Genomic DNA, 13,084 nt, shown 5'->3' with positions numbered 1-13,084 from the left:
AGGCCGACGATGTGCACAGCACCGCGCCCCCGTCCGGAGATCCGGACGGGGGCGCGGTGTGTGTGCTGGTGGGCTCAGCCGCCGAACAGGGCGCTGGCGGCCTTGACCGTGTTGTAGAGCCCGTAGGCGAGCGGCACGCCCACCAGGGTCCAGGCGAAGGCGATCAGCCCCACCGGGGTGTGCGTGGGCTTCCGGTCGTCGGTGGTGGGGTGGCTCATCGGACGGCGCTCCGTTCCGTGTCGGCGCGAGCGGTGGTGGGGGAGGTGGCCTTCGGCTCGTGCCACTTGCTGGCCACCGGGCGGACCAGCAGGTTGGCGACGAAGCCGACCGCCAGCAGGCCGACCATGATGAACAGCGCCGGCCGGTAGTTCGCCGCGACGAGCTGACCGGGGGTGCCCTGGGTGTCCAGGACGCCGTTGACGATCAGCGGCCCGGCCACACCGGCGGCCGCCCAGGCGGTCAGCAGCCGGCCGTGGATCGCGCCCACCTGGTAGGTGCCGAAGAGGTCGCGCAGGTAGGCCGGGACCGTGGCGAAGCCGCCGCCGTAGAAGCTGATGATGACCGCGGCGGTGAGCACGAAGATCCAGGTGGCCGTGCTGCCGAAGAGGGCCAGGACGACGTACAGGACGATCCCGACGCCCAGGTACACCATGTAGATCGGCTTGCGGCCGATGTAGTCCGACGTCGAGGACCACACGAACCGGCCGGCCATGTTGAACAGCGAGAGGAGCCCGACGAACCCGGCGGCGGTGGCGGCGGCCACCGTGGAGGTCTCCCCGGTGCGGAAGAAGTCCTGGATCATCGGCGCGGCCTGCTCGAGGATGCCGATGCCCGCGGTGACGTTGCAGAAGAGCACCGTCCACAGCAGCCAGAACTGCGGCGTCTTGATGGCGTTGTTCGCCGAGACGTTCTCGGTGGTGACCAGGGCCTTCTTCTTGACCGAGGCCGGGTCGAAGCCCGCGGGGCGCCAGTCGTCGGCCGGCACGCGCACGATGAACGCGCCGAACATCATGAAGACCGCGTACAGCGCGGCCAGCGTGAAGAACAGGGCGGCGACGGCGTCGCCGTTGGGCGCGGTCCCGGCCACGGACGGGTCGTAGGTCGGGTCGTACCAGCTCATCAGCTGCCGGGACAGCGGCGAGGCGACCAGCGCTCCGCCGCCGAAGCCCATGATCGCCATGCCGGTGGCCAGGCCGGGCCGGTCGGGGAACCACTTGATCAGCGTCGAGACCGGCGAGATGTAGCCGATGCCCAGGCCGATGCCCCCGATGACGCCGTAGCCGAGGTAGACCAGCCACAGCTGGCGGGTCTCGATGCCCAGCCCGCCGACGAGGAAGCCCGACACCCAGAAGACGGCGGAGGTGAACATCGCGGCCCGCGGGCCGTTCTTGTCCACCCACGTGCCGAACAGGGCCGCCGAGAGCCCCAGCATCACGATGGCGATCGAGAAGATGATGCCGATGGCGGTCAGGGTCGTGTCGAAGTGCGTCACGAGGGAGGCCTTGTAGACACTGGTCGCGTACGCCTGGCCGATGCACAGGTGCACGGCGAGCGCCGCGGGCGGGATCAACCAGCGGTTGAAGCCGGGACGGGCCACGATGCGATCTCGGGCCAGGAAACTGGGTACTGCCACGGGACGGACCTCCGGAGGACATCGGTCGGGGGATCCCCCGCCGGACAGGGTCTGTGCCAGACGTCACGGACCCGCGGGAACGCTACGTCCGTCCTGGACGTACCGCTGGTCGAAGCAGTCGATCCCCACCGGTCGAGACCGGATCGTTGCGGAGTCAACCAGCTCCCGGACGGTCCAACCGCCCCCCGGACCGGGCATAGGCTCCCGCCATGGCCTACGAGGTGAGGGGCGTCGTCGCCCGCAGCAAGGGAGCCCCGGTCACGGTCGAGACGATCGTCGTTCCCGACCCCGGCCCCGGAGAGGCGGTGGTGGACGTGCAGGCGTGCGGGGTGTGCGCCACCGACCTGCACTACCGCGAGGGCAACATCACCGACGAGTACCCGTTCCTGCTCGGCCACGAGGCCGCCGGGGTGGTGGCCGCGGTCGGGGAGGGGGTGACCAACGTCGCCGTCGGGGACTTCGTGATCCTGAACTGGCGGGCGGTGTGCGGGCAGTGCCGGGCGTGTGCCAAGGGGGAGCTGCAGTACTGCTTCGCCACCCACAACGCCGCGCAGCAGATGACCCTCACCGACGGCACCGCGCTGTCCGCGGCGCTGGGCATCGGCGCGTTCGTGGAGAAGACGCTGGTGCACTCCGGGCAGTGCACCAAGGTCGATCCGGCCACGCCGGCCACCGCCGCCGGGCTGCTGGGCTGCGGGGTGATGGCCGGGGTGGGCGCGGCGATCAACACCGGCGGGGTGCGCCGCGGGGAGAGCGTGGCGGTGTTCGGCTGCGGCGGTGTGGGCGACGCCGCGATCGCCGGCGCGCGGCTGGCCGGGGCGACCACGATCGTCGCCGTGGACGTCGACGACCGGAAGCTGGCGTGGGCCCGCCAGTTCGGCGCCACGCACACCGTCAACTCCCGGCAGACCGACGCGGTGGCGGCGGTCAGGGCCGCCACCGGCGGGTTCGGGGTGGACGTGGCGATCGACGCGGTGGGTCACCCGGCGGTGTTCGAGCAGGCCTTCTACGCCCGGGACCTGGCCGGGCGGGTGGTGCTGGTGGGCGTGCCGGCGCCGGAGATGACCATCACGCTGCCGCTGCTCGAGGTCTTCGGCCGGGGTGGGGCGGTCAAGTCGTCCTGGTACGGCGACTGCCTGCCTTCCCGGGACTTCCCGATGCTGGCCGATCTGTACCGGCAGGGCCGCTTCCCGCTGGACGACTTCGTCACCGAGACCATCGGGATCGACGACGTCGATGCCGCGTTCGACAAGATGCGTGCCGGCGACGTGCTGCGCTCGGTGGTGGTGTTCAAGTGACCGCGCGGATCGACAAGGCCGTCGTCTCCGGCGTCTTCAGCCTCGACGGGCAGGACTTCGACGTCGACAACAACGTGTGGCTGGTCGGTGACGACGACGAGGTGCTCGTCATCGACGCACCCCACGACGCCGCCCCGATCCTGGACGCGATCGGCGGCCGGCGGGTGACCGGGATCGTGCTGACCCACGGGCACAACGACCACATCACCGCCGCCGTGGCCCTGCGCGAGGCCACCGGGGCGCCGATCTGGTTCAACCCTGCCGACCGGATGCTGTGGGACGTCGTGCACCCCGACACGGCCCCGGACGAGGACCTGGTCGAGGGCGCCCGGTTCACCGTGGCCGGGACGACGCTGACCGCGTTGCACACGCCGGGCCACTCGCCGGGCAGCACCTGCCTGCACGCGCCGGACCTGGCCACCGTCTTCACCGGCGACACGCTGTTCCACGGCGGCCCCGGCGCGACGGGGCGCTCGTACAGCGACAAGCCGACGATCCTGAAGTCGATCCGGTCGCGGCTGATGTCCCTGCACGGCGACACCGTCGTCAAGACCGGCCACGGCGACGACACCACGATCTCGGCCGAGATCGGTCACATCCACTAGGGCGCTGAGCCGCGCTCCCGGCCGGGCGGGGTGGCCAGGGCCACCCCGCCCGGCCGGTCCCCGTCGGCCTCCGCCGGTACCCTCGGTGAGTGCCTCGCGGTGACGGACGGCTGACGCACGACCTCGACCCCCATTCCCCCGGACCCCAGGACGCGTGTGGCGTCTTCGGTGTCTGGGCGCCGGGGGAGGAGGTCGCCAAGCTGACCTACTTCGGTCTCTACGCCCTGCAGCACCGCGGCCAGGAGGCGGCGGGCATCGCCGTCTCCGACGGCGCCTCGGTCGTCGTCTACAAGGACCTGGGGCTGGTCAGCCAGGTCTTCGACGAGGCCACCCTGGGCAGCCTGCGCGGCCACCTCGCCGTCGGGCACACCCGGTACTCGACGACGGGTGCCTCCACGTGGGAGAACGCCCAGCCCACCTTCCGGACGACGGACGCCGGCACCGGGCTGGCGCTGTGCCACAACGGGAACCTGGTGAACACCGCCGAGCTGGCCAGCCGTGCCGCCGACGCCGGTGTGCCGGGCGCCTTCACCTCCACCACCGACTCCGACCTGGTCACCGCGCTGATCGCCGCCCGCCAGGACCTCTCGGTCGAGGCCGCCGCGATGGAGGTGCTGCCCCAGTTGCGCGGCGCCTTCAGCTTCACCTTCATGGACGAGAACACCCTCTACGCCGCCCGCGACCCGCAGGGGGTGCGGCCGCTGGTGCTCGGCCGGCTGGAGCGGGGCTGGGTGGTCGCCAGCGAGACCGCGGCGCTCGACATCGTCGGGGCCTCCGTCGTCCGCGAGGTGGAGCCCGGCGAGCTGATCGCCATCGACGAGGACGGCCTGCGCAGCCAGCACTTCGCCCCGGCCGAGCCCAAGGGCTGCGTCTTCGAGTACGTGTACCTGGCCCGGCCGGACACGACGATCGGCGGCCGCGGCGTGCACGCCGCCCGCGTCGAGATCGGCCGCCGGCTGGCCAAGGAGCACCCGGCCGACGCCGACCTGGTCATCTCCGTGCCGGAGTCGGGCACCCCGGCCGCCGTCGGCTACGCCGAGGCCTCCGGCATCCCCTACGGCATCGGCCTGGTCAAGAACTCCTACGTCGGGCGCACCTTCATCCAGCCCAGCCAGACCATCCGGCAGCTGGGCATCCGGCTCAAGCTCAACCCGCTGCGCGACGTCATCCGCGGCAAGCGGCTGGTCGTCGTCGACGACTCGATCGTGCGCGGCAACACCCAGCGCGCGCTGATCCGCATGCTGCGCGAGGCCGGCGCGGTCGAGGTGCACGTGCGGATCTCCTCGCCGCCGGTGAAGTGGCCGTGCTTCTACGGCATCGACTTCGCCAGCCGGGCCGAGCTGATCGCCAACGGCCTCGACGTCGACGGCGTGCGGGCCTCGATCAACGCCGACTCGCTGGGCTACGTGTCCGAGCAGGGGCTCATCACGGCCACCGAGCAGCCGGTCAACCGGCTGTGCACGGCCTGCTTCACCGGCGAGTACCCGATCCCGCTGGCGGAGAGCGAGCTGCTCGGCAAGCACCTGCTCGAGGGCATCGGCCGCCGGGTCGACCAGGACCGTGCGGTGACCGGGTGGACCGGCCAGCAGGCCGGCAGCGCCGCCGTGCCCGGTGGCGCGGACGACGCCCTGACCCGCCCGTGAGCGGCACCGGGCCCGAGTTCACCTACGCCGCCTCCGGCGTCGACATCGACGCCGGCGAGCGGGCCGTCGCCCTCATGCGGACGGCGGTGGAGGGCACCAACCGCCCCGAGGTCGTCGGCGGCCTCGGCGGTTTCGCCGGGCTGTTCGCGCTGGACACGGCGCGGTACCGCAGGCCGCTGCTGGCCTCCTCCACCGACGGCGTGGGCACCAAGATCGCTCTCGCCCGGCAGCTGGACCGGCACGACACCGTCGGCATCGACCTGGTCGCGATGGTCGTCGACGACCTGGTCGCATGCGGCGCCGAGCCGCTGTTCCTGCAGGACTACGTCGCCTGCGGGCGGGTCGTGCCGGAGCGGATCGCCGCGATCGTCACCGGCATCGCGACCGGCTGCCGGCTGGCCGGGGCCGCGCTGGTCGGCGGGGAGACCGCCGAGCACGGTGACCTGATGGCCCCCGACGACTACGACCTGGCCGCCACGGCCGTGGGGGTCGTCGAGGCCGACGCGGTGCTGGGGCCCGAGCGGGTCCGGGAGGACGACGCGGTCGTCGCGATGGCGTCGTCCGGCTTCCACTCCAACGGCTACTCGCTGGTGCGCCGGGTGGTCGCCGCCGCGGGGCTGGACCTGGCCGCCACGCCCGCCGGCTTGGACCGCCCGCTGGGCGAGGTGCTGCTCGAGCCGACCCGCATCTACGCGCTGGACTGCCTGGCGCTGGTGCAGCGCTTCGGCGTCGACGGCGTGCACGCCTACGCGCACATCACCGGTGGTGGGCTGGCCGGGAACACCGCCCGGGTGGTCCCGGACGGCCTGGAGGCCGTGCTGGACCGCGGCACCTGGGCGCTGCCGGCCGCCGTGTCGCTGCTCGAGGAGCACGGTGTGCCGCGGGCGGAGTCCGAGCGGGCGTTCAACTGCGGCGTCGGCATGGTCGCCGCGGTCGCCCCGGACGTCGCGGACGACGTCGTGGCCGTGCTGGCCGAGCGCGGGGTGCCCGCCTGGGTCGCCGGCACCGTGGGTGCCCGCACCGGCGGGGACGCGGCGCGCCTGGTCGGCGACTACCGCTGAGGCGCTGACGCCCTACACGCACTCACGGCGGCCCCGCTGCAGGGGCCCGCCGCGAGCGTGCGAGTGGTGGGGGCAGCGGGGTCCTTCCTCAGCGACTGGCGGCCCAGTCGTCGTCCGTGTCGTCGTCCGCCCAGCGGTCGGTGTACTCGCCGTCCTCGTCGTCGTCGCTGCCCGCCCGGGACGGCGCGGAGTACGACGACGTCGGTGAACCGGCCAGCTCGCGCTGCAGCGCGGAGAGGTCGGTGTTCGGTGAGCTGTACTTGAGCTCACGGGCCACGCGTGTCTGCTTGGCCTTCGCTCGGCCGCGCCCCATCGGCTCGACCCCCTCGTTACGGAGTACGGGAGCCCAGCTCCGGGCTGGACGGCCCGCGTGGCGACCCCGACTGAGTGTCTCTGTCTCGACCGAGCTTACGACACGGATCGGCGACCGGCACGGGTCTCCCCCCGCTGTCGCCCGACCGGGGCCTCCGGCCGGTGCCACCCCGCGTCGTACGACGGGCGGGGATCACGGGATCACGGTCTCCGGCTCCTGCTCGGTGCCGGCCCGGGGTGCGGGGACGGCGGCCGTGCCGGACTCCGTCAGGCCGAGCTGGGACGCGAGGTCCAGCCGGTCGTAGTAGAAGCGGTGGGACACGGCCCGGCCGTCCCGGACCGTGATGGCGTCGCACTCCCGCAGCCGGAGGGGCCTGCCGGTGGGCGGCAGGTCGCCCTCGGGGGAGCTGAGCGTCTCGGTGTGGGTGCCGACGATCCAGCCCTCGTCCAGCGCGCTGTCGGCGTCCTCGAAGGTGGCCCTGGCCTCCCAGGACAGGTCCGGGAGGGCCCGGCGGAGGGACATCACGTACTCGACGATCGCGTCCGCGCCGTCGAGCCGGCCGGCGTCGGGTGCCTCGCCGACGGCGTCGTCCGCGTACAGCTGCCGGAGGGCATCGCGGTCCCCGGCCACGATGGCCTCGGTGATGCGGTCCATGGTCTCGCGCGCCTGTCCCATCACGACCTCCTCGGCTGCTCCGTCGGCCCCTGCACAGGGCAGTGTCCGAGCCGGCCCGGCGGCGGGCGAGAGGCGAACGGCCCCGGCTCCCTCAGCGCGGGATGCGGATGGTGGCCAGCCGGCCGACCGACGCGATGCGCTCCTCGGCGAGGCGGTCGGCGGCCACGGCGGGGGAGACGCCGTCCGCGTCGGCGGCCCGGAACACCCGCAGCGCGACGTCGAAGATGCCGGCGGCGCGGGCCTCGGCGCGGGCGAAGGAGAACCCGTGCCGCTCGTCCTCGACCTGGATCACCCCTCCGGCGTTCACCAGGTAGTCCGGCGCGTAGAGGATGCCGCGGCGCATGAGCTCGGCGGCGATCCCCTCGTGGGCGAGCTGGTTGTTGGCGCCGCCGCAGACGATCTCGGCCTCGAGCACCGCGACCGTCCGGTCGTCCAGGGCGCGGCCGAGCGCGCAGGGGGCGTAGACGTCGGTCGGCGTCCGCACCAGGGTCGCGGTGTCGGCGACGGCGTCGACCGCGGGGTGGCGGGCCAGCACCCGCTCGACCGCGCCGGCGTCGACGTCGGTGACGACGACGTCGGCGCCGTCCTCCACCAGCCGGTCGACCAGCCAGCTGCCGACCTTGCCGACGCCGGCCACCCCGACGGTGCGCCCGGCCAGCGACGGCTTGCCCCAGCGGTGCTGGGCGGCCGCCCGCATCCCCTGGAAGACGCCGTACGCGGTGAGCACCGAGGAGTCCCCGCAGCCGCCGTACGCCAGCGACCGGCCGTGCGCGAACCGGGTCTCCCGGGCCACGACGTCGAGGTCGGCGTTGTAGGTGCCCACGTCGCACGCGGTCAGGTAGCGCCCGCCCAGCGACTCCACGAACCGGCCGTAGGCGCGCAGCCGCGCCTCGGTCTTGTCGGTGTGCGGGTCGCCGATGATGACGGCCTTGCCACCGCCGAGGTCCAGGCCGGCCAGGCTGTTCTTGTAGGTCATCGCCCGCGACAGCGCCAGGGCGTCGGCGACCGCGGCGTCCTCGTCGGCGTAGGGGTGGAAGCGGGTCCCGCCGAGCGCCGGCCCCAGCGCCGTGGAGTGGATCGCGATGACCGCCCGCAGCCCGGAGGCCGGGTCGGAGCAGAAGACCACCTGTTCGTGACCGGAGCCGAGTACGTCCACGGGGCGAGCCTAGGACGGCGTCGCCCGCCCGACCGGGTGCCCGGCCCGGCCGGCCAGGGAGCGGGGCGCCACGCCCCTCCGCGGCGTGGGCGTGGTCTTCGTCACGCACGACCCGCTCCGGCGCCCACCCGGTCGGCGACTGCCTCCGCATGCTCGGCCGCGGCCGCGGCCCGGCGACCCCGCGGAGGACGAGGTCAGCGTGGCGGAGCCGACCCGGCTGGTGGCCGGCGGCGCCGGGCCCGAGGAGGCTCCGACCGGGCTCGAACCGCCGCGGGACGAGAAAGGTCACGCGCAGCCCTCAAGCTCACCCGTCCGGGTGACGAGAACAGATGTGACAGGAGTGGGGCAGGTGTCCTGTGTGCCCGGTGTGACGGCCGTGCCGCGTGGAGACTTCCGAGACCGGTGTGACGCTGTCACGCTGCGGCCGCCCCCCGACGCACCCCTCTTCTCCAGGGAGCGACATGCCGCACAGCCGTCCTCGCCAGCGCACGTCCGGGACCGCCGCCGTCCCGGCGCACCGCTCGCGCGCCGGGATCGTGCGCAGCCTGCTGGTCGGCGTGGTGGCCGGCACGGTGGTGCTGACCGCGGCCGCCCCCGCCGGCGCCGCCCCCACACCGCCGCCGCCCAACCCGTCCGACGAGCAGATCGGGCAGGCGCAGTCGGCGCAGGACGCCGCCGCCGCCGAGGTCGGCCGGATCAGCGCCCTGGTCGCCCAGGCCCAGTCCCAGCTCGAGGGCTACGCCGTCCAGGCCGAGGCCGCCGGTGCCGCCTACCTCGCCGCCGAGGAGGCCCTCCTGGAGGCGCAGGCCGAGGCCGAGCGGACGGCGGCGGAGCTGCAGGCCGCCACCGAGGCCGTCGATGCCGCCATGGCGCGCATCGCCGGGTTCTCGCGGGACAGCTACATGAGCGGCAACACACTGTCCACCGCCGCGGCCCTGCTCGACGCGGAGGGACCCGCCGACCTGATCGAGCGGGCCGCGATGCTCGACTACGTCTCCGCCAACCACCTCGACGTCCTCGGTCAGCTCGAGGTCGCCCGCGTGCAGCAGGCCAACGCCGACTCCGCGGCCCGCGCTGCCCGCGACAAGACGGCCGAGGCCGAGGCCGTCGCGGCCGCCGCGAAGGCCACCGCCGACCAGCAGCTGGCCGCGCAGCGCGCCGCCTACGACGAGGTCTCCGCGCAGAAGGCAGCCTACGAGCAGCAGCTGCAGGCCGCCGAGGTGGAGCTGCTGCGCCTGCAGGGCGCCCGCGACGCCTTCCAGGCCTGGCAGCAGCAGAAGGCCGCCGAGGAGGCCGCCGCCGCCGCGGCCGCCCGCCGCGCCGAGGAGGAAGCCGCCGCCGCGGCTGCCGCGGCCCGCGCCGCCGCCCGCAGCCAGGGCTCCGGGTCCGGGAGCAGCGCCGCGGCCAGCTCGGGTGGTTCCGGCCCCTACGTCAAGCCGACCTCCGGCCGCACCTCCAGCTGCTTCGGCTCCCGCTGGGGCGCCCTGCACGGCGGCGTGGACATCGCCGCGCCCATCGGGACGCCGATCTACGCGGCCCACTCCGGCGTCGTCGCGCGCGCCGGGACGGCCACCGGCTTCGGCTACGCGGTCTACATCCGTGGCGACGACGGCGCGGTCACCGTGTACGGCCACGTCAACCAGTACTTCGTCCGCGCCGGCGAGCGGGTGGTAGCCGGCGAGCTCATCGCGGAGGTCGGCAACCGCGGCCAGTCCACCGGCCCGCACCTGCACTTCGAGGTGCACCCCTCCGGTGCCATGTACGGCGGTCAGGTCGACCCGGTGCCGTGGCTGCGCGGCCGCGGCGTGTCCATCAGCGGCTGCTGAAGCAGGAAGCGGACCACCCTCCCCCCACGCCTCGCACGCCCGGCACGGGCCCCTGGAGGGGTGCCGCCCCCGGCCCCGCCGCGAGCCTGCGAGCGGTGGGGGCAGAGGGCCTCCCTCAGCTGGTGGGCGCGGCCGAGGTCGGGTTGCAGTGGGCGGCGACGTAGTCGGTGAGCGCCGTCTCCGCCGGGCGGAGCTCCTGGCCGATCCGGGTCGACGCGTCGGCGTAGGCCTGCTGGCCCTCCGGGGTGCCCAGGTCGAGCGTGCCGGCGGTGTCGGAGAGCCGGCGCAGCCCGTCGAGCAGCGCGGTCCAGTCGCCGGCGATCTCGGCGGGGGCCTGGACCTGCTCCAGCCGGGCGACGGCCTCGGGCAGCCGGCTCGCGACGTCCTCCGGGGTGGCCGCCGCGAGGCTGCCCTGCACCTCGGTGAAGGCGCTGGTCATCTGCCCGCAGAACTCCTCGGCGGCCGGGTCGGGTGCCGCCGTCCCGCTCGGCGGTGCGGACGACGAGGTCGCCGGGACGGAGGTGCTCGGCGCGGCGGCCGGCTCGTCGTCCCCCGACCCGCCGCAGGCGGTGAGCAGGACGACGGCGGCGGCACCGGCGAGGGCCGAGCGGAGCAGCGGGGCGGGGGAGCGCATGGGCCCGACGGTAGTTCCGCGTGCGCCGGGGTGCCCGGGCGCGGCTACCGTGCCCGACGTGAGAACCCCGGTCGACCCCCGCGCCACCTGGGACCTCCCGGCCCCGGGGGCGATGCCGCGGACGGCGGACCTCGAGCCGCTGGTCACCCGGGTGCTGGCGCCCAACCCCTCGCCGATGACGCTGGACGGCACCAACACCTACCTGGTCGGTGCCCCGGGCAGCGGGCAGGCCGTGCTGGTCGACCCGGGGCCCGACGACCCGGCGCACCTGGCCGCGGTCGAGGCGGCGCTGGCCGCGCGGGACGCCCGCTGCGTCGCCGTCCTGGTCACCCACCACCACGGCGACCACGCGGAGGCGGCGCTGCCGTGGGGCGCGCGGCTCGGCGCGCAGGTGGCGGCCGCCGACGCCCGCGTCGCCGGGCCGGACGGCCGGGTGCTGGAGCCGGGGGAGCGCCTGGCGCTCGCCGGGACGACGCTCGGCGTCGTCCCCACGCCCGGGCACACCGCCGACCACCTGGCCTTCCGGCTGGAGTCCGGCGCGGTCCTCGTCGGCGACCACGTGCTGGGCCGCGGGACGTCGGTGGTGACCCACCCGGAGGGCGACGTGCTGGCCTACCTGGCCTCGCTGCGCCGGGTGCACGAGCTCGGCCCGAGCGCGCTGTACTGCGGGCACGGGCCGGAGCTGACCGAGGACCCGGGCGCGGTGCTGGACTTCTACCTGGCCCACCGGGCGTTCCGGGAGCAGCAGCTGCTCGCGGCGATGGTGCGGGGTGCCGGGACGGTCGACGAGCTGGTCGCCGACGTCTACGCCGAGGTGCCGCGGGAGGTGTGGCCGGCGGCGGCCCAGTCGACGCGCGCGACGCTGGCCAAGCTGGCCGCGGAGGGTCACGTGGTGCTCGACGGCGACCGGGTGCGGTTGCCGTGAGCGTGCCGGTCGTCCGGGCGGCCGACAGCGAGCGCGACCAGCGGCGCGCCGCGGCGGCGCTGCGGGCGGCCGGGCTGGGTCCGGGCGACCGGCTGCTGGTCTCTGCGGGGGCCTCGCCGGCGCTGCTCGCCGTCGTGCTGGGCGCGCTGCGCTCCGGCGTCGTCCCCGTGGTGCTCGACCCCGCGCTGCCCGCGGCCGAGCGCGCCGCGCTGGCCGAGGACGCCGACCCCGGGCTGGACGTCGGCGCCGAGCCCGAGCGGCTGCTCGCCGGGGACGTCGAGGGCGAGCTCGCCGACGTCCCGCTGGCCCGGCCGATGCACTACACCTCCGGGACCACCGGCCGCCGCAAGGGCGTGTGGTCCGGTGTCCTGGCCGAGGACGACGCCCGCGCGCTGGCCGCCGAGGAGATCGACCTCTGGGGCCTCGGCCCGGCCGACCGGTACCTGCTGCTCTCCCCGCTGCACCACTCCGCGCCGCTGCGCTTCGCCGTCTCCACGCTGCTGGCCGGCGGCGAGGTGCTGCTGCCCGGCCCGTTCGACGTGGCGCGCGCCGCGCGCACCATCACCGAGCAGCGCCCGACGACCACCTTCTGCGTGCCCACCCACCTGCAGCGGCTGCTGGCCGTCTCGTCCCCCGCCCACCCCGTCGACTGGTCGTCCTTCCGCCGCCTCGTGCACGCCGGCGCGCCGTGCCCCGAGCCGCTGAAGCGGGCGGTGCTCGCCGCGGCGCCCGAGGGCAGCGTGTGGGAGTTCTACGGCTCCACCGAGGCGCAGTTCACCGTCTGCTCGCCGGAGGACTGGCTGGCGCACCCGGGCAGCGTCGGCCGGGCCCGCCCGGGACGGCGGCTGGAGACCGACGCGCGCGGCCAGCTGTGGTGCGCCGTGCCGCGCTGGGCGCGCTTCGAGTACTGGCGGGCGCCGGAGAAGACCGCCGCGGCCTGGCGCGGGGACCTGGTCACGGTCGGCGACCTGGGCCGGGTGGACGACGACGGCACCGTCTGGCTCGACGGCCGCCGCGAGGACCTGGTCATCTCCGGCGGGGTGAACGTCTACCCGGCCGAGGTCGAGGCGGTGCTCGACGCGCACCCGGGCGTCGTGGAGAGCGCGGTCGTGGGCGTGCCCGACGCGGAGTGGGGCCAGCGGGTGGTCGCCGCCTACGTGGGTGACGCCGACCCGGCCGAGCTGGCCGGCTGGGCCCGCCAGCGGCTGGCCCCCGCCAAGCGGCCCAAGAGCCTGCACCCGGTCGGCGAGCTGCCGCGCACCTCGACCGGCAAGGTCCGCCGGCTGGACCTGCCGGAGGTCCTCGGGCTGTGAGG

The 13,084-nt window shown here is 75.0% G+C and carries 13 protein-coding genes; 7 read left to right on the top strand and 6 right to left on the bottom strand.

Annotation, left to right across the window (positions count from 1 at the left end):
- Positions 1-74: 74 nt before the first annotated feature.
- Positions 75-218, bottom strand: coding sequence for an MFS transporter small subunit (locus ACI79G_RS06855; protein ID WP_456880383.1), 144 nt, complete (start codon positions 216-218; stop codon positions 75-77).
- On the bottom strand, positions 215-1,633 hold the full coding sequence (locus tag ACI79G_RS06850) for an OFA family MFS transporter (protein WP_456880382.1): 1,419 nt from the start codon (positions 1,631-1,633) through the stop codon (positions 215-217). The genes ACI79G_RS06855 and ACI79G_RS06850 overlap by 4 nt, the downstream gene beginning before the upstream one ends.
- Before the next feature lie 209 nt (positions 1,634-1,842).
- Here ACI79G_RS06850 and ACI79G_RS06845 point away from each other — a divergent pair, with 209 nt between their 5' ends.
- From ACI79G_RS06845 to purM, 4 genes are all read left to right on the top strand, one after another.
- Positions 1,843-2,931, top strand: a complete 1,089-nt coding sequence (locus ACI79G_RS06845) for an S-(hydroxymethyl)mycothiol dehydrogenase (protein WP_456880381.1) — start codon at positions 1,843-1,845, stop codon at positions 2,929-2,931.
- On the top strand, positions 2,928-3,536 hold the full coding sequence (locus tag ACI79G_RS06840; protein ID WP_456880380.1) for an MBL fold metallo-hydrolase: 609 nt from the start codon (positions 2,928-2,930) through the stop codon (positions 3,534-3,536). The genes ACI79G_RS06845 and ACI79G_RS06840 overlap by 4 nt, the downstream gene beginning before the upstream one ends.
- An 89-nt stretch (positions 3,537-3,625) precedes the next feature.
- On the top strand, positions 3,626-5,179 hold the full coding sequence (purF, locus tag ACI79G_RS06835) for an amidophosphoribosyltransferase (protein WP_456880379.1): 1,554 nt from the start codon (positions 3,626-3,628) through the stop codon (positions 5,177-5,179).
- Positions 5,176-6,240: a phosphoribosylformylglycinamidine cyclo-ligase gene (gene purM, locus ACI79G_RS06830; protein ID WP_456880378.1), complete on the top strand. Its 1,065-nt coding sequence runs from the start codon at positions 5,176-5,178 to the stop codon at positions 6,238-6,240. The genes purF and purM overlap by 4 nt, the downstream gene beginning before the upstream one ends.
- An 88-nt stretch (positions 6,241-6,328) precedes the next feature.
- On the opposite strand, the gene ACI79G_RS06825 is transcribed toward purM, so the two are convergent.
- The 3 genes from ACI79G_RS06825 to ACI79G_RS06815 all read right to left on the bottom strand — a co-directional run bounded on the left by ACI79G_RS06825 (position 6,329) and on the right by ACI79G_RS06815 (position 8,384).
- Positions 6,329-6,553 (bottom strand): DUF3073 domain-containing protein, encoded by a 225-nt coding sequence (locus ACI79G_RS06825; protein ID WP_456880377.1) that lies wholly within the window; start codon positions 6,551-6,553, stop codon positions 6,329-6,331.
- A gap of 192 nt (positions 6,554-6,745) precedes the next feature.
- Positions 6,746-7,228: an ester cyclase gene (locus tag ACI79G_RS06820; protein WP_456880376.1), complete on the bottom strand. Its 483-nt coding sequence runs from the start codon at positions 7,226-7,228 to the stop codon at positions 6,746-6,748.
- 91 nt (positions 7,229-7,319) lie between these two features.
- On the bottom strand, positions 7,320-8,384 hold the full coding sequence (locus ACI79G_RS06815) for a Leu/Phe/Val dehydrogenase (RefSeq protein ID WP_456880375.1): 1,065 nt from the start codon (positions 8,382-8,384) through the stop codon (positions 7,320-7,322).
- Between the two features lie 461 nt (positions 8,385-8,845).
- Between ACI79G_RS06815 and ACI79G_RS06810 the strand changes: the two genes are divergently transcribed.
- Positions 8,846-10,210 (top strand): M23 family metallopeptidase, encoded by a 1,365-nt coding sequence (locus tag ACI79G_RS06810; protein WP_456880374.1) that lies wholly within the window; start codon positions 8,846-8,848, stop codon positions 10,208-10,210.
- 115 nt (positions 10,211-10,325) lie between these two features.
- On the opposite strand, the gene ACI79G_RS06805 is transcribed toward ACI79G_RS06810, so the two are convergent.
- On the bottom strand, positions 10,326-10,844 hold the full coding sequence (locus ACI79G_RS06805) for a hypothetical protein (protein ID WP_456880373.1): 519 nt from the start codon (positions 10,842-10,844) through the stop codon (positions 10,326-10,328).
- Between the two features lie 58 nt (positions 10,845-10,902).
- On the opposite strand from ACI79G_RS06805, the gene ACI79G_RS06800 reads away from it, so the two are divergent.
- A complete protein-coding gene (locus tag ACI79G_RS06800; protein WP_456880372.1) occupies positions 10,903-11,769 on the top strand; it encodes an MBL fold metallo-hydrolase in 867 nt (288 codons plus the stop codon).
- Positions 11,766-13,082: a class I adenylate-forming enzyme family protein gene (locus ACI79G_RS06795; RefSeq protein ID WP_456880371.1), complete on the top strand. Its 1,317-nt coding sequence runs from the start codon at positions 11,766-11,768 to the stop codon at positions 13,080-13,082. Before ACI79G_RS06800 ends, ACI79G_RS06795 begins: the two co-directional genes overlap by 4 nt.
- Positions 13,083-13,084: the final 2 nt, after the last annotated feature.

The organism is Geodermatophilus sp. SYSU D00779 (genome assembly GCF_054050595.1).
Note: the sequence above shows the minus strand (reverse complement) of the source record. Positions and strands in the feature narration are given on the sequence as shown.